Origin of the sequence: Microbacterium sp. 1S1 (assembly GCF_008271365.1) — a bacterium.
In the GTDB taxonomy this organism is placed as follows: domain Bacteria; phylum Actinomycetota; class Actinomycetes; order Actinomycetales; family Microbacteriaceae; genus Microbacterium.
In genome coordinates this window covers 2,223,925-2,239,222 of record NZ_CP043430.1, presented here as the reverse complement: position 1 = coordinate 2,239,222, position 15,298 = coordinate 2,223,925, and the positions used below count along the sequence as shown (strand labels likewise).

Annotated in this window: 13 protein-coding genes; 4 read left to right on the top strand and 9 right to left on the bottom strand. The window is 69.2% G+C overall.

The window, feature by feature from the left end; all coding sequences use genetic code 11:
- Positions 1 to 38: 38 nt before the first annotated feature.
- The 3 genes from ctaD (at position 39) to FY549_RS10775 (ending at position 3,524) form a co-directional block, all read left to right on the top strand.
- A complete protein-coding gene (gene ctaD / locus FY549_RS10785) occupies positions 39 to 1,745 on the top strand; it encodes a cytochrome c oxidase subunit I (protein WP_200838740.1) in 1,707 nt (568 codons plus the stop codon).
- A gap of 61 nt (positions 1,746 to 1,806) precedes the next feature.
- Positions 1,807 to 2,955, top strand: coding sequence for a zinc-dependent alcohol dehydrogenase (locus tag FY549_RS10780; protein WP_149085013.1), 1,149 nt, complete (start codon positions 1,807 to 1,809; stop codon positions 2,953 to 2,955).
- 2 nt (positions 2,956 to 2,957) lie between these two features.
- Positions 2,958 to 3,524: a hypothetical protein gene (locus tag FY549_RS10775; protein WP_149085012.1), complete on the top strand. Its 567-nt coding sequence runs from the start codon at positions 2,958 to 2,960 to the stop codon at positions 3,522 to 3,524.
- A gap of 27 nt (positions 3,525 to 3,551) precedes the next feature.
- Here FY549_RS10775 and FY549_RS10770 read toward each other — a convergent pair whose 3' ends face one another.
- The 4 genes from FY549_RS10770 to FY549_RS10755 form a co-directional block, all read right to left on the bottom strand.
- Complete coding sequence (locus FY549_RS10770) at positions 3,552 to 5,747, bottom strand: heavy metal translocating P-type ATPase (protein WP_149085011.1); 2,196 nt, start codon at positions 5,745 to 5,747, stop codon at positions 3,552 to 3,554.
- 62 nt (positions 5,748 to 5,809) lie between these two features.
- A complete protein-coding gene (locus FY549_RS10765) occupies positions 5,810 to 6,070 on the bottom strand; it encodes a YHS domain-containing protein (RefSeq protein ID WP_149085010.1) in 261 nt (86 codons plus the stop codon).
- A gap of 23 nt (positions 6,071 to 6,093) precedes the next feature.
- On the bottom strand, positions 6,094 to 8,361 hold the full coding sequence (locus FY549_RS10760) for a heavy metal translocating P-type ATPase (RefSeq protein WP_149085009.1): 2,268 nt from the start codon (positions 8,359 to 8,361) through the stop codon (positions 6,094 to 6,096).
- A gap of 12 nt (positions 8,362 to 8,373) precedes the next feature.
- Entirely contained in the window at positions 8,374 to 8,583 is a 210-nt protein-coding gene (locus FY549_RS10755) for a heavy-metal-associated domain-containing protein (RefSeq protein ID WP_149085008.1), read from the bottom strand.
- 158 nt (positions 8,584 to 8,741) lie between these two features.
- On the opposite strand from FY549_RS10755, the gene FY549_RS10750 reads away from it, so the two are divergent.
- The gene (locus FY549_RS10750; protein ID WP_149085007.1) at positions 8,742 to 9,674 is read left to right on the top strand and encodes an HAD family hydrolase; all 933 of its coding nucleotides are present in this window, start codon (positions 8,742 to 8,744) and stop codon (positions 9,672 to 9,674) included.
- A gap of 19 nt (positions 9,675 to 9,693) precedes the next feature.
- Here FY549_RS10750 and FY549_RS10745 read toward each other — a convergent pair whose 3' ends face one another.
- From FY549_RS10745 to FY549_RS10725, 5 genes are all read right to left on the bottom strand, one after another.
- A complete protein-coding gene (locus FY549_RS10745) occupies positions 9,694 to 10,587 on the bottom strand; it encodes a formylglycine-generating enzyme family protein (RefSeq protein ID WP_149085006.1) in 894 nt (297 codons plus the stop codon).
- A gap of 31 nt (positions 10,588 to 10,618) precedes the next feature.
- Positions 10,619 to 12,952 carry an arylsulfatase gene (locus tag FY549_RS10740; RefSeq protein ID WP_149085005.1) on the bottom strand — a complete coding sequence of 778 codons (2,334 nt, stop codon included), beginning with the start codon at positions 12,950 to 12,952 and terminating at the stop codon, positions 10,619 to 10,621.
- A 79-nt stretch (positions 12,953 to 13,031) separates the two neighbouring features.
- Complete coding sequence (locus FY549_RS10735) at positions 13,032 to 14,369, bottom strand: hypothetical protein (protein WP_149085004.1); 1,338 nt, start codon at positions 14,367 to 14,369, stop codon at positions 13,032 to 13,034.
- Between the two features lie 22 nt (positions 14,370 to 14,391).
- The gene (locus FY549_RS10730) at positions 14,392 to 14,748 is read right to left on the bottom strand and encodes an SHOCT domain-containing protein (protein ID WP_149085003.1); all 357 of its coding nucleotides are present in this window, start codon (positions 14,746 to 14,748) and stop codon (positions 14,392 to 14,394) included.
- Position 14,749: 1 nt separating this feature from the next.
- The gene (locus tag FY549_RS10725; RefSeq protein WP_149085002.1) at positions 14,750 to 15,184 is read right to left on the bottom strand and encodes a DUF6325 family protein; all 435 of its coding nucleotides are present in this window, start codon (positions 15,182 to 15,184) and stop codon (positions 14,750 to 14,752) included.
- Between the last annotated feature and the right edge of the window lie 114 nt (positions 15,185 to 15,298).

Here is a 15,298-nt window from a genome sequence, read left to right as displayed (position 1 = left end):
ATCCATCGCGCACCGGGCGCGGGGAGGAAGAGGGTTCGATGTCGACCGACACCAGACGCGCCGATGCCCGTCGCGCTGCGCTGATGAGTTCCTCGCGCGTCGAGCAGAAGGGCAACATCGTCGTCAAGTGGATCACCTCCACCGACCACAAGACGATCGGGTACATGTACCTCATCGCCTCGGTGATGTTCTTCCTCCTCGGCGGCGTGATGGCGCTGGTGATCCGTGCGGAGCTGTTCGCGCCGGGGATGCAGATCGTGCCGACGAAGGAGCAGTACAACCAGCTGTTCACGATGCACGGTACGATCATGCTGCTGATGTTCGCGACACCGTTGTTCGCGGGCTTCGCGAACGCGATCATGCCGTTGCAGATCGGGGCTCCCGATGTCGCGTTCCCGCGTCTGAACGCGTTCTCGTTCTGGCTGTTCCTGTTCGGCTCGACCATCGCGGTGGCCGGCTTCCTCACCCCGCAGGGCTCCGCGTCGTTCGGCTGGACTGCCTACCAACCGCTGGCGAGCGCGACCTTCACCCCCGGTGTGGGCGGCAACCTCTGGATGGTGGGTCTGGGGATCTCGGGCTTCGGCACGATCCTCGGTGCGGTGAACTTCATCACGACGATCATCACGATGCGTGCGCCGGGCATGACCATGTGGCGGGTGCCGATCTTCACGTGGAACACCCTCATCACGAGCTTGCTCGTGCTCATGGCGTTCCCCGTGCTCGCGGCCGCTCTCTTCGCCGCAGCGGCGGACCGGATCCTCGGCGCCCACATCTTCGATCCCCAGAACGGCGGTGTGCTGCTCTGGCAGCACCTGTTCTGGTTCTTCGGCCATCCGGAGGTGTACGTGATCGCGCTGCCGTTCTTCGGCATCGTGTCCGAGATCTTCCCGGTGTTCAGCCGGAAGCCGATCTTCGGGTACAAGACCCTGGTCTACGCCACGATCGCCATCGCCGCCTACTCGGTCGCCGTATGGGCGCACCACATGTACGTCACCGGCTCTGTGCTCCTGCCCTTCTTCGCCCTCCTCACGATGCTCATCGCCGTGCCGACCGGGGTGAAGATCTTCAACTGGATCGGAACGATGTGGCGGGGCTCGGTCACGTTCGAGACGCCCATGGTCTTCGCCCTCGGGTTCCTCGTCACGTTCGTCTTCGGCGGTCTCACCGGCGTGATCCTGGCCTCCCCTCCTCTCGACTTCCCGCTCCACGACAGTTATTTCGTCGTGGCGCACTTCCACTACGTGGTGTTCGGCACGGTGGTGTTCGCGATGTTCGCCGGGTTCTACTTCTGGTGGCCGAAGTGGACGGGTCGCATGCTCAACGAGCGTCTCGGCTACGTGCACTTCTGGATGCTGTTCGTCGGGTTCCACATGACCTTCCTCATCCACCACTGGCTCGGCGTCGAGGGCATGCCGCGGCGCTATGCCGACTACGCGGATCAGGACCAGTTCACCTGGCAGAACCAGGTGTCCACGATCGGTGCGATCATCCTCGGCGCCTCGATGCTGCCGTTCTTCCTGAACGTCTGGATCACCGCCCGCAAAGCACCCAAAGTACTGGTCAACGACCCGTGGGGGTACGGTGCTTCGCTGGAATGGGCCACGTCGTGCCCGCCGCCGCGGCACAACTTCACGTCCATGCCCCGCATCCGCAGCGAGCGTCCGGCGTTCGATCTGAACCATCAGGGCGTGACCGAAGGTCCGGTCGCCCCTCCGCCACCGGACTCGAGGAGGACGCCCGACTGACGCCTCCTCTGAGGGGGAGGGATCCGACACCGACCGGCACGATGAACCGAAGGAGCACCCGATGAAGGCCATGACGTACCGCGGACCGTACAAGATCCGCGTCGAGGAGAAACCCGATCCGGCGATCCAGCATCCGAACGACGCGATCGTCCGCGTCACGAGAGCAGCCGTCTGCGGTTCGGACCTGCATCTGTTCCACGGCATGATGCCCGACACCCGCATCGGGCACACCTTCGGTCACGAGATCGTCGGGGTGGTCGAGGAGGTCGGTCCCTCCGTCGAGACCCTGCGACCGGGCGACCGGGTGATGGTGCCGTTCAACATCTACTGCGGCTCCTGCTTCTTCTGCCGCCGAGGCCTCTTCTCCAACTGCCACAACGTGAACCCCAACGCGACCGCCGTCGGCGGGATCTACGGGTACTCGCACACGACGGGTGGGTACGACGGCGGGCAAGCGGAGCGTGTCCGCGTGCCGTTCGCGGACGTCGGCCCGTCCGTGATCCCGGAGTGGCTCGCCTCCGAGGACGCGCTGCTCCTCACCGACGCGTTCTCGACCGGCTACTTCGGGGCTCAACAAGCCGACATCGCGGAAGGGGACACGGTCGTCGTCTTCGGCGCCGGGCCCGTCGGGCTGGCTGCCGCCCGTTCGGCCTGGTTCCTCGGCGCGGGGCGGGTGATCGTGGTCGACCACCTCGACTACCGACTCGAGAAAGCCCGCAACTTCGCCTTCGCCGAGACGATGCACCTGCACGAGGCCGGGGACATCGTCCTCGCACTGAAGAAGGCGACCGGCTACCTCGGGGCGGACGTGGCGATCGACGCGGTCGGCGCGGAGGCGGACGGCAGCGTCATACAGCACGTGTCCAGCGCGAAGCTCAAGCTGCAGGGCGGTTCGCCCGTCGCCGTGAACTGGGCCATCGACAGCGTGCGCAAGGGCGGCACCGTGTCGATCCTCGGCGCGTACGGTCCTCTGGTGACCTCGGTGCGCCTCGGCGACATCCTGAACAAGGGGCTCACGGTACGCGGCAACCAGGCGCCCGTGAAACGGCAGTGGCCGCGTCTGCTCGACCACATCCGGTCCGGGCACATCCGTCCGTCCGAACTGCTCACCCATCGCTTCCCGCTCGAGCACATCGCCGAGGCCTATCACGTGTTCTCGTCCAAGCTCGACGACTGCATCAAGCCGCTCATCGTCGTCGGAGAGGAATGACCATGCCGTACGAAGGATCCCGGCCCGTCCCGGCGCCGACCCCGGACAAACTACGCTCCCGCATCCCGGGCTGGGGCGCGGATCTCGCGCCGGAGCATCGCCGCACGTGGCAGGAACGAGAGGACATCGGCGACACCGGTGCGCACTGGGACCTCCCGGAACGCCAGGGCCCCGACCGCGGTCGCGAACGCTCGATCGAGCACGGCATGCTCCCCCCGGTCTGGGGTACCGCGCAGCCGCTGCACGGCCTGTCCGGAGCCATCCGGCGCGTGGCCTACGATCGGTTCAGCGAGACGAAGAACACCCGCTGGCTCCTGCTGGTCCTGGGCGACCGCGTCGACGCCGTCACAGCGCATGCCCGCTCGCTGCTCACCCGGCGACCGGACGACCCGATCACCCAGACCGGCGTCCTCGCGGAGCCGCGTCACCGTCCGCTCGCCTCACGGTTCGGACGTGGCCGCATCGACCTCCGGCACACCTGGCTCGACCCCATCATCGTCGTGGGTCCCTGGGTGCTGACGGTGGTCCTGGGCGTCCGCGAGCTTCGTCGTCTCGGGCGCCGACGCTGAGCCGGGACCAAGACGACGTGGTGGCGCTCAGCGCTGCAGGATGCCTGCGGTGACGACCTCGGGACGGAGGTCGAGCCGCCGCAGCAGCTGCGCGTTGAGCGCCACGACGATCGTGGACAGCGACATCAGCACCGCCCCCACCGACATCGGCAGCACGAACCCGATCGGAGCCAGCACGCCGGCGGCGAGTGGGACGGACAGCAGGTTGTACCCCGCCGCCCACCAGAGGTTCTGCTTCATCTTCCGGTAGGAGGCGCCGGACAACTCGATGACGGACAGCACGGCACGGGGGTCGTCGCCCGCGAGGATGACCCCCGCGGACGCGATCGCCACGTCGGTTCCCGCGCCGATCGCGAGCCCCACGTCGGCCTGGGCGAGGGCGGGCGCATCGTTCACACCGTCGCCCACCATGGCGACCTTGCGACCCTCGCGCTGCAACTCCTGCACCTTCGCCGCCTTGTCCTCCGGCCGGACGCCGGCGAACACGCGATCGATGCCGAGATCCTCCGCGACGGTGTGCGCGACGGCCTCGGCATCTCCCGTGATCATCACGACCTGCACGCCGAGAGCGTGGAGTGCATCGACCGCCTCCCTCGACTCGGCCCGGACCTCGTCGGCGAGCTTGAGCGCGCCGACGACCCGACCGTGGCGCAGCACGTGCAGGATGATCGCCCCGTCTGCACGCCAGCGATCGGCGACGGGAAGCTCCTGCACCCCCTCCTCGCTCAGGAGGTGCGGGCCGCCGACCCGGATCGTGGCACCGTCGACGGTGGCTGTGACGCCGACCGCCGGGGAGGACGAGAAGTCGCGGCTGGCAGGCACCCGGAGCTCCTTGTCGCGGGCGGCACGCACGATCGCCTTCGCCAGCGGGTGCTCGCTGTCGGCCTCGGCCGCTGCGGCAAGCGCCAGAACCTCGTCGGCTGTGCTCTCAGCGGCCACTGCGACCTCGGACACGACGGGCTCGCCCTTGGTCAGGGTGCCCGTCTTGTCGAACAGCACGGTGTCGACGGTGCGCATGCTCTCCAGCGCGAGCCGATCCTTCACGAGGACGCCGCCGCGGGCCGCGCGCTCGGTCGCGATCGACACGACGAGCGGGATCGCGAGCCCCAACGCGTGCGGGCAGGCGATCACGAGGACGGTGATCGTGCGGATTACGGCGTCGTCCGCCAGACCGACGGCGCTCCAGACCACCGCAGTGATCACGGCGGCGCCGAGCGCGAACCAGAACAGCCAGCCCGCAGCGGTGTCGGCGAGGCGCTGCGCGCGCGAGGAGGAGTTCTGCGCCTCCGTCACGAGCCGCTGGATCCCCGCGAGCGTCGTGTCGTCTCCGGTCGCGGTGATCTCGACGCGCAGCCCGGAGTCGGTGGCAACGGTGCCTGCCGTCACGGGGTCTCCGGTCGCACGGGTGACGGTCCGGGACTCCCCCGTCACCATGGACTCGTCCATCGAAGCGCGGCCGTCGACGATGCGGCCGTCGGCGGGGATGCTGCCGCCGGGGCGCACCACCACGATGTCGCCCACGTGAAGCTCCGAGGGCGAGACCAGGACGACCCGATCGCCCTCGATGCGCTCGGCCTCGTCCGGCAGCAGGGCGGCCAGTGAGTCGAGCGCGGAGGTGGTCTGTGCGAGCGACCGCATCTCGATCCAATGACCAAGCAGCATGATGACGATCAGCAATGCGAGCTCCCACCAGAAATCGAGCTCATGGTGCAGAAGGCCGAGGCTGGCTCCCCACGAGGCGACGAACGCCACGGTGATCGCGAGGCCGATGAGCAGCATCATCCCTGGCTTGCGGGCGCGGATCTCGCTGAGCGCGCCGACGAGGAACGGCTTGCCTCCCCACACGTACATGACGGTGCCGAGGACGGGCGACACCCAGGTCAGGCCAGGGATGTCGGGAAGCCGGTAGCCGAGGATCATCGCGAACATGCCGGAGAGCAGCACGGTGGGGACCGCGAGGACGAGCATGATCCAGAACAGACGCCGGAACTGGGCGACATGGTCGCCGTGTCCGGCATGGCCGCCGTGCCCCGCGTGACCGCCGTGTCCCGCATGGCTGCTGTGATGGCCGTGCTCTGCGTGAGCGGCGTGCTCTGCGTGAGCGGCGTGGTCCGTATGACCGCTCTGCGCGGCAGGCGCGGCGTGACTCGCGTGGGTGTCGGCCGTGTCCGCCGCGGACGGGCCGTGGGCGGTGTGGTCGGAATGGTGGTGCGGGGTGCTCATGGGTTCCCTCCAACGTCGATGATGACGTGCGGGGCCGGTTCTGTCCCGGCCCCGCACGGGGGTCAGGCCGCCTTCGTGTACTTCGCCGGATCGGCGTCGAACGCCGGTCCGCAGCCCGCGCAGCAGAAGTAGTAGCGCGTGCCCTCGTAATCGCGGTACAGGCCCGCTGCCTCGGCCGTGGCGATCACGACCGGGGTGCCGGTCATGACGGGGCATTCAGCCATGCCTTCGGCGGGGGGCGCGAGCAGGTCGGTGCGCCCCTCGGCGGCGACGCCGCTCTGACGCGGCACGCTGCAGCAGGATCCTGCGGGGGAATCGGACATGTCGATGCTCCTCTTTCGTTCGTTCACGGGGTGTCCCCCGCCGTGCTGCGGAAGGACCGCAGGCGGAGGCTGTTGCCGACGACGAAGACGCTCGAGAAGGCCATCGCCGCGCCGGCGAGCATGGGGTTGAGCAGCCCGAGGGCCGCGAGCGGGATCGCCGCGACGTTGTAGGCGAATGCCCAGAACAGGTTGCCCTTGATCGTCCTCAGCGTGCGTCGGGAGAGCCGGATGGCGTCGGCCGCGCTGCGCAGATCGCCGCGGACGAGCGTGATGTCGCTCGCCTCGATCGCCGCGTCGGTGCCCGTCCCCATCGCTAGGCCGAGGTCGGCCTGCGCGAGTGCCGCGGCATCGTTGACGCCGTCTCCGACCATGGCGACGACCTTGCCCTCTCCCTGGAGTCGGCGCACCACATCGACCTTGTCTCGGGGCAGGACTTCCGCGATGACCTCGCCGATCCCCACCTCGCGCGCGATCTGCTCCGCCACGGCACTGTTGTCGCCCGTGAGGAGGACCGGCGTGAGGCCCAACTCCCTGAGCTGCGCCACCGCCTCCGCACTGGTGGGCTTCACCGTGTCGGCGACGACGAGCACACCGCGCGCCCGGCCGTCCCAGCCCACCGCGATCGCGGTCTTGCCCTGTGCTTCCGCCTCGGCCTTCGCGGCGCTCAGCGCCGGGGTGAGCTGCTGTGACCAGTCAGCGAGCAGGGAGGAACGACCGACGACCACCGCGCGACCGTCGACGACTCCCTGCACGCCCTTGCCCTCCACGTTCGCGAAGCCCTCGACGCGCGGCAGGGAGCCGAGCTCGCGGGTCGCCGCCGCGGCCACGGCCTGCGCGATCGGGTGCTCCGATGCGTCTTCTAGGGCACCCGCCAGGCGGAGCAGCTCCGCGCGCTCGACCCCCTCATCGGTGTGCACAGCGGTGAGCGTCATGCGGCCGGAGGTGACGGTTCCCGTCTTGTCGAGCAGGACGGTGTCCACCTTCCTCGTCGATTCGAGAACCTCCGGCCCCTTGATGAGGATGCCCAGTTGCGCGCCACGTCCCGTTCCGACGAGAAGGGCGGTCGGGGTCGCCAGGCCGAGCGCGCAGGGGCAGGCGATGATCAGCACCGCGACGGCGGCGGTGAAGGCCGCGGACGCGGGGAAGCCGGTCAACAGCCACGCAGCGAGGGTTCCCAGCGCGACGACGATGACGATCGGGACGAAGATGCCGGACACGCGGTCGGCGAGCCGCTGCACCTCGGCCTTCCCCGTCTGTGCGTCCTCCACGAGTCGCGCCATCTGCGCGAGCTGCGTATCGGCGCCGACGCGGGTCGCGCGGACGACGAGCCGTCCGCCCGCGTTCACGGTGGCGCCGGTCACGGCATCACCCTCTCGGACCTCCACGGGGACGGACTCGCCGGTCAGCATCGAGACGTCGACGGCCGACGTGCCGGAGACGACCACGCCGTCGGTGGCGATCTTCTCCCCGGGGCGCACGACGAACTCGTCCCCTGCCTGCAGCTCGCCGATCGGGATACGTGTTTCCACGCCGTCGCGGCGCACCGCCACCTCTTTCGCGCCGAGCTCCAGGAGTGCGCGCAACGCCGCCCCGGCCTGACGCTTCGAGCGCTTCTCGAAGTAGCGGCCGGCGAGGATGAACGTGGTCACCCCGGCTCCGACCTCGAGGTAGATGTTCCCGGCGCCGTGACTGGGCGCGATGGTCAACTCGAACGGGTGCGTCATGCCCGGCATGCCGGCTGTGCCGAAGAACAGGGCGTACAGCGACCACAGGAGCGCGGCGATCGTGCCCATCGAGATGAGCGTGTCCATCGTGGCGGCGCCGTGGCGGAGATTGGTCCACGCCGCCTGGTGGAAGGGCCAGGCTCCCCACACGATGACCGGCCCGGCGAGCGCCAGCGACAGCCACTGCCAGTACGTGAACTGCAGGGCCGGGATCATCGCCATCGCGATGACGGGCACCGTCAGCACGGCGGAGACGATGAGCCGCTGGCGCACCGACGCGAGCTCCACGTCCGGCGCCTCCCCGCCGGGCTCCGGACGGACGGGCTCGGCGGGAGCCGGCATCGCCGCGGTGTACCCGGTCTTCTCCACCTCGGCGATGAGGACGGCCGGGTCGAAGCCCGCGGGCGCGGTGACCTTGGCCTTTTCGGTGGCGTAGTTCACGGTCGCGGTGACACCGTCGAGACGATTGAGCTTCTTCTCGATCCGCATGGCACACGAGGCGCAGGTCATGCCGCCGATCTCGAGTTCCACGCTCGTCGGATCGGTCAGTGACGATGTGTCCGTCATGGTGTCCTCCCGTCAGGACCGGGCGGCCTGGTAACCGGCCTCGTCCACGGCGGCGAGGACGGCGGCGTCGTCGACGGGTCCCGTGCTGCGCACGACGAGTTTCCCGCTCTGCGCGCTGACATCGATGCCGTCGACGCCGGGAATCCGGGACACTTCCTCGCGAATCGCGACTTCGCAGTGACCGCAGCTCATTCCGGTGACCTGGTACTCGCTCGTGCTCATGGTTCTTCCTTTCCTTCGGCATACCCCCCTGGGGTACTACCTCAGGCCAACTCTATACCCTGCGTAGGTATTCCCGCACCCTCCACCGGCGCCGGGGCTCCCCCACCGCGGGTGAGCACGGGATGGTACACCGACCCTCGAACTGCGAGGATCCGCGCATGGACACTGCCTCCCTGCCGTCGTGGCGTGACACCGCCACACGTCGCGCCCTCGAGTCGTTCGTCGCCTCCGTGACCGCCGGGCCCCGTGCGGTCCCGGTCGCTGAGCGCATCGCCGTCTTCGACAACGACGGCACGCTCTGGTCGGAGAAGCCCATGCCTACCCAGCTCCACTACGTGGTGGAGCGCTGGCGGGAGGCGGCCATCCGAGATCCCTCCCTTGCCGACGCGCAGCCCTACCGCGCCGCGGTCACGGGCGACCTCGCCTGGCTCGGAGCCGCGATCGACAAGCACTACGCCGGCGACGACTCCGACCTCGGCGTCGTCCTCCAGGCGCTCGTCGGGCTCACCGACGGCGTCAGCGTGGAAGAGTACGCGCGGTCGGTGACGGAGTTCTATCGCACCGCCCAGCATCCGCTCCTCGGACGCCCCTACGCGGACGCGGTGTACCGGCCGATGGTCGAGCTCCTTCGCTACCTCGAAGGCCACGGCTTCACCTGCTACATCGTGTCAGGCGGCGAGCGCGACTTCATGCGGCCGATGACGCAGGCGAACTACGGCATCCCTCCCGAGCGCGTGATCGGTTCGGCGCTGGGCCTCACCTATGACGAGAGGGATGCCGACGTCCACTACTCCTCGGCCCTGGCGTTCTTCGACGACGGCCCCGAGAAGCCGGTGCGAATCTGGAGCCGGGTCGGCCGACGCCCCCTGCTCGCGGCCGGCAATTCGAATGGCGACATCCCGATGCTCGACTTCGCGCGGCGCGGCCCCCGCCCCGGACTCGCGCTGCTCATCCATCACGATGACGCCGGACGCGGGGACACGCCCTACGACACGGGCGCCGAGCAGGCGCTGGAATCCGCAGTCGACCGGGGCTACACCGTGGTGAGCGTCAGGGACGACTGGGCGTCGGTGTTCCCCCCTCCCGCCTGAGGCGGAGAGCATCGGGCGATCACAGGGCGCAGCGGAACCCGATGTGCGTCATGGCGGTGTCCTCGGCCTGAGCCGATCGCGCCGCCGGCCGGTACCGCAGGCAGTACTCCGGTGCGCAGAGGTGAGAGCCGCCCTTGAGGACTCGGCGTGGGATGGGCGACCCCGGCTCGGAGGACAACAAGCTCGCGCGCTGGCCCGCGTCCACCCCCACGGTCCCGGGAGGAACGTGCCGGTGTGTCCAGTAGTCCGCCGTCCACTCCCACACGTTCCCGATCATGTCGCGCAGGCCGTAACCGTTGGCGGGGAACGACCCGACCGGGGCCGTGCCGACCCAGCCACCGGCGCCGTCGTTCCGGTACGGGAAGGCACCTTGCCAGGTGTCGGCCATGAGGGCGCCGTCCGGCTTCGTCTCCTCGCCCCACGCGAACCGAGCGCCGACGAGGCCGCCCCGCGCCGCCCACTCCCATTCCGCTTCGGTGGGCAGCCGCTTGCCGGCCCAGGCCGCGTACGCAGCGGCGTCAGGGAAGGCGATCTGCACGACCGGATGGTCGAGGCGGTCCTCGATCGACGATGACGGCCCGAAGGGGTGCCGCCAGGACGCTCCCGGCTCCCAGCGCCACCACTGCCGCCAGTCGCGCAGATCGACCGGTCCGCGCGTCGGGGTGAACACCATCGCGCCGGGAACGAGGTCCTCCGGGTGCACGCCCGGGTAGTCGGCGGGGTCCATCGGCCGCTCGGCGATCGTGATGTACCCGGTGTCCTCGACGAAGGCGGAGTACTGGCGGTTGGTCACGGGGTGCTCGTCCAACGTGAACGGCTCCACCCTTCGCTCGTGCACCGGTCCCTCCTCCGGGTAGAACTCGTCCGACCCCATGAGGAGGGTGCCGCCGGGGATCGCTCTCATCGCCACCATGCCCACATGCTATGGTCGCCGATCTCGTGGTTCACTCGCGCGACAGCATGGCAGCCGCCTCGAGCTCCAGGTCGAGGTACTGTTCCGCGCTCACGTCGATCGCCACGCCCAGTAGTTTGCCGCCCGTGAACGGGAACGGGTTGCGATATTGCGCGCTCACCGGATCGGCACTGTCCCACCCGACGCACAGCCCGTCACCGCAGAGCGTGAACTTGCCCACTTGCGCGCGCATCGGCCCCGACGCCACCGCCCGGTCGTCGACGTAGAGCGTGGTGGTCCCGAGGGACTCGCCGTGCTCACCGGCTCCCTCCCGGACGAACTCCACGCCCAGAGTGTGCGGCCCCGGGGTGAGCTCGTCCGACGCGAACGTCTGCTCCGGCGGGATGCCGAGGAAGTTGTACACGTACGTCAGCCGGTTGTCCTTGATGAAGAGCGAGTGCCCACCGAAGCGGGAGCCGTGTGCGAAGATGACGCCCTCTGCGCCCTCGTCGAGGACCACGTCGGCGATGATCTTGTAGGAGCGGCCCCGCACGTTGACCGCGACGCTTTCGGGCACGGCCGCCGTCCCCGGGAAGTACAGGTACCGGTCGCGAGGCGGCTCCGCCTGCGGGCGGGCGACGTTCAGCAGCTCGCGCGCCGAACGATCGTCCAGCGGGAGCGCGAAGTTCGCCTCCGCCTCCGCGAACCACGCCGCGATCAGCTCCTGCAGCTTCTCCGGGTGGGTCCCGGAGAGGTCGTTCGACTCGGACCTGTCCTCCGCGACGTGATAGAGCTCCCAGACGTCGTCATCGAAGTGACCTTTCCCGCTCAACGGAGCGTGCACCGCCGCCGCCTTCCAGCCGTCCTTCCAGATCCCGCGCGTCCCGAGCATGGAGTAGTACTGCACCTTCTTCTCCGTCGGCCCGTCCGAAGCGGCATCGAAGGAGTACTTCATGGAGACCCCGTCGAGGGGGCGTTGCACGACCCCGCGGAAGGTCTCGGGCATCTCGATACCGATGACGTCCAGCACGGTAGCCACCACATCGACCGAGTGGTGGTACTGGTGGCGCAGCTCTCCCTTGGCGGCGATGCCCTTCGGCCAGTGGACGACGAGAGGATCGCACGTGCCCCCTGCGTACTGCGAGTATCGCTTGAACATCTGGAACGGCGTGGAGAACGCCGCCGCCCACCCGGTCGGATAGTGGTTGTAGGTGTCCGCCGAGCCGAGCCGGTCGATCATCGCGAGGTTCTCGGCGAGGTCGTCGGGGTAGCCGTTGAAGAACTTGTTCTCATTCACGGACCCGTCCGGCGACCCCTCCCCCGAGGCGCCGTTGTCTGCACAGTAGAAGATGACTGTGTTGTCGAGTTGTCCGGTCTCCTCGAGGTAGTCGACGATCCGGCCCACCTGGGCGTCCGTGTACTCCGAGAATCCGGCGAACACCTCCGCCATCCGGGCGAACAGCCTCCGCTCGTCGCCGCTCAACTCCGCCCAGGGGCGCACGTGGTCGGCCGGGTTCGCGGCGTCCTCCGGCAGCGGATTGAACGGCGTCAGCTGCGTGCCCTCCGGCAGGATGCCCTTCGCGATCATCCGGGCGAGCACCCACTCGCGGTAGGCATCGTAACCGTCGTCGAAGGCCCCCTTGTACTTGTCGATGTACTCCTGCGGCGCGTGGTGCGGGGCGTGGTTGGCACCGGGACAGAACCACATGTACCAGGGCTTGGAGGGATTCGACGCCTGCTGGTTGCGGAGCATCGCGAGCGCCTGGTCCGCGAGGTCCTTGGAGAGGTGATACCCGTCCTCCGGGCGGTACGGCTGCTCGATGAAGTGGTTGTCCTCGACGAGGTCGGGGTACCAGTTGTTCGTCTCCCCGCCGAGGAATCCGTAGAACCGGTCGAAACCCAGCTGCAGCGGCCACGTCGACCGGCTGCCCCCCGGCGCGATGTCCTCCTCGGGAACGTTGTGGTTCTTTCCGAGCCAGAACGTGCTGTACCCGTTCTCCTGCAGCACCTGGCCGATCGTGGCACACTCCGCGGGGAGTCGACCGGCGAAACCGGGGAACCCGTTGGTGCCCTCCATGATCACGCCGGCGCGATTGACGTGGTGGTTGCGTCCGGTGAGCATCGTGGACCGCGTCGGCGAGCAGAGCGCCGTCGTGTGCCACTGCGTATAGGTCAGGCCACCGGCGGCGAGACGGTCCATCGTCGGCATCGCGATCCGTCCCCCGTAGGGCGACCACGATGCCAACCCCGTGTCGTCGTAGAGCACGACGAGCACGTTCGGCGCCCCGTCGGGCGCTTTCCGCAGCTCGTAGGGCGCCCAGTCCGGACGGGAGTCGCGGACATCCAGCGTGATCTCGCCCGAGAAGTCCGAGTTGAATTCCGACATCGTCTCTCCTTCGCTCACGGCGGGGCCCAGCCCCTTCGGGGTGAGTCTCCCGCGCCGACGGCACTGCGGCCGGGCGCCCTCACCCCGCGAGGGTGACCCCGGCGACGCTTTCGTCTTCCCCCCGCTCGTGTGCCGTGTCCGCCGACGGCGCGGGACGCCGCAAGAGCTCCACGAGCAGCGTCAGCACCAGCACGCCGATCGCGACGCCGATGACAGCACCGAAGGTGACGGGGCGGTTCGCCAGCAGAATCAGCACACCGATCGCCATCCCGGCGAGGAGGATCGCACCGCGATAGCGGTCGACCGCGCGTCCGAATCGCCCGGTGGAGAGTCCGCGCGCTTCCGCGGCGCCGCGCACAGCGGCGAACCCGCTCTCGGTGAGCCCGCGGACGGTCGATGCGCTCCGGCTCGATCCGGCCAGCCAGGCCCAGACCGCGATCAGCACGCCGACCAGCGCCAGCGCCGCGACGGTCGACCCGAGCAGGGCTTTGAGCTGGTCGAACAGGGCTTCGGCGGCCGCGGCCGTCATGATCGAGGGGCTCACGGCTCCGACGAAGAATCCGCGCCCCAGCCCGATGCCCGCCGAGAGAAGGAGGAACACCACAGCGAACCCCGCGCTCGTCCAGAGGAGCGCTCGGGGTCGGTTCACCGCGAGGACGACGCCGAGAACGACGAGGCCGAGAACGACCCAGGGCAGCCAGAAACCTGCCGCGACGGCGAGCTGGTAGACCGTGCGCACGAGCACGAGCGCATCGGCCTGGACCACCGGGATCGTGCGGTCGATCACGGGGATCAGCTCGGCGAATCCGGCTCCGCGCTCCGCGAGTGCCTCCTTGACCCGCTCCACGACCACCCCCAGGTCGACGGAGAGCACTCCGTCCGCGCCGAGCTGCAGGGCCGTGCCCGGTTCGTCCTGGAGGATCGCCACCGCACGCTCGTGGGTGAAGCGCAGGGACTCCGCCCAGATGTCCGCGAACTGCCGCGAGGACACCACGTCATGCACCACCGTGTCGATCAGCGAGGAGAGGCCGGTGGCGGCAGGTGCCTGCAGCAGACCGAGAGCAGACTCGGCGCGTGGAGGCAGATCGAGGGTTCGGAGCCCGTCGAACAACTCCCCGACCACTGCGTCCACGTCGACCTGCTCGTCGATGGCGGCGGTGACCTGGTCGGCGACGAAGTCCTGAACGGCCGGATTTTCCGCCAGCGGGCCGAACGTCGCGACGAACCGATCGGCGTCCACGAGCTGGAGTCGCGCCCACGTCCCCATGGCGGCGATGGGCGCGAGGAGGACCGCGATCACCAGGACGACCCCGGCGAGGATGCTCCGACCCGACACCCTGTGCTTCGGCCGTCGCAGCGCCTCGTTCTCCTGTTCCAGCTCTCGAAGCCGCGCCCGCAGCTCGTCGATCTCGCTCATCCGTGCCTCGCCTCGGTCGCGATCAGTTCAGCAGCTTGCGCTTGGCGGCCGTGAACTCCTCCTCCGTCAGCACGCCCGACGCCTTCAACGACCCGAGCTCCTGGAGCTTCGCGATCAGATCGTCCCCCTGTGCCGCCGCGGCGGCGGCCGGCGCGGCCGCTGGCGCGGGTGCGTACTGTGCGGCAGCGTTTTGCGCTGCGGCGTCCAGCTGCGCCTGCTGCTGCGCGGCCTCGTACTGTTGCTGCTCGTATTCGCTCTGGGCGCGACGCTCCTGATGCCGCATCGCCGCCCCCTGCACCGCGCTGGCCGTACCGGCCACGACGGCGGTGCGCGCGGCGAGACCGATGAGGCCAGGCCGACCGAATCTTCTCAAGGGCATGTCACTCACCTTCCTGATCGAGGATGTCCATCACCGCGTTCACGACCGGCGCCGGAACCCGCTCGCTGCGGAGTACCTGCCCTCCCGCGGCGGCGAGGTCCTGGGCGAGGATGCGAGCGAAGGCGAGCTCCAGGACGACGACGGCCGCCGAGCGTCCGGGCGGCACGATCTCCGCGAGGGCGAGGACGTCCTCCTCGCTCGCGAGGCCGGCCGCGATCGGCTCTAGCCCCCCGAGCGACAGGGCCGGGTCACCCTCCTCGATCTCGAGGATGTCGATGGTGCCGTCCGCCGCCTTCGCCAGCAGCACGAAGTCCAGCACGCGCACGACCCCGCGCGAGACCAGGTCGGCCAGCGCGCCGAACGTCGCCGGATCCGGCCGTTCGCCCTCGAAGCCCACGAGATAGAACTCGGCGGGCCCGAATCGGAATTCCTTCATGTCGCCACCCTTTCGTCCGCGAGCAGGATCGCACCCTCGCATCGCGCGTACATACGGTGTCTCACCCCCACCGGGTGAGCGGAGGAGCTGGCCCTCCTTCCGCGACTGTCAGGA

What these genes read in the sequence shown, in the direction of transcription:
- FY549_RS10760 (WP_149085009.1), bottom strand. Translation starts at nt 8,361, where the DNA reads ATGACGGACACATCGTCACTGACCGATCCGACGAGCGTGGAACTCGAG.
- FY549_RS10775 (WP_149085012.1), top strand. Translation starts at nt 2,958, where the DNA reads ATGCCGTACGAAGGATCCCGGCCCGTCCCGGCGCCGACCCCGGACAAA.
- FY549_RS10730 (WP_149085003.1), bottom strand. Translation starts at nt 14,748, where the DNA reads ATGCCCTTGAGAAGATTCGGTCGGCCTGGCCTCATCGGTCTCGCCGCG.
- ctaD (WP_200838740.1), top strand. Translation starts at nt 39, where the DNA reads ATGTCGACCGACACCAGACGCGCCGATGCCCGTCGCGCTGCGCTGATG.
- FY549_RS10725 (WP_149085002.1), bottom strand. Translation starts at nt 15,184, where the DNA reads ATGAAGGAATTCCGATTCGGGCCCGCCGAGTTCTATCTCGTGGGCTTC.
- FY549_RS10740 (WP_149085005.1), bottom strand. Translation starts at nt 12,952, where the DNA reads ATGTCGGAATTCAACTCGGACTTCTCGGGCGAGATCACGCTGGATGTC.
- FY549_RS10735 (WP_149085004.1), bottom strand. Translation starts at nt 14,369, where the DNA reads ATGAGCGAGATCGACGAGCTGCGGGCGCGGCTTCGAGAGCTGGAACAG.
- FY549_RS10750 (WP_149085007.1), top strand. Translation starts at nt 8,742, where the DNA reads ATGGACACTGCCTCCCTGCCGTCGTGGCGTGACACCGCCACACGTCGC.
- FY549_RS10765 (WP_149085010.1), bottom strand. Translation starts at nt 6,070, where the DNA reads ATGTCCGATTCCCCCGCAGGATCCTGCTGCAGCGTGCCGCGTCAGAGC.
- FY549_RS10755 (WP_149085008.1), bottom strand. Translation starts at nt 8,583, where the DNA reads ATGAGCACGAGCGAGTACCAGGTCACCGGAATGAGCTGCGGTCACTGC.
- FY549_RS10770 (WP_149085011.1), bottom strand. Translation starts at nt 5,747, where the DNA reads ATGAGCACCCCGCACCACCATTCCGACCACACCGCCCACGGCCCGTCC.
- FY549_RS10780 (WP_149085013.1), top strand. Translation starts at nt 1,807, where the DNA reads ATGAAGGCCATGACGTACCGCGGACCGTACAAGATCCGCGTCGAGGAG.
- FY549_RS10745 (WP_149085006.1), bottom strand. Translation starts at nt 10,587, where the DNA reads ATGGTGGCGATGAGAGCGATCCCCGGCGGCACCCTCCTCATGGGGTCG.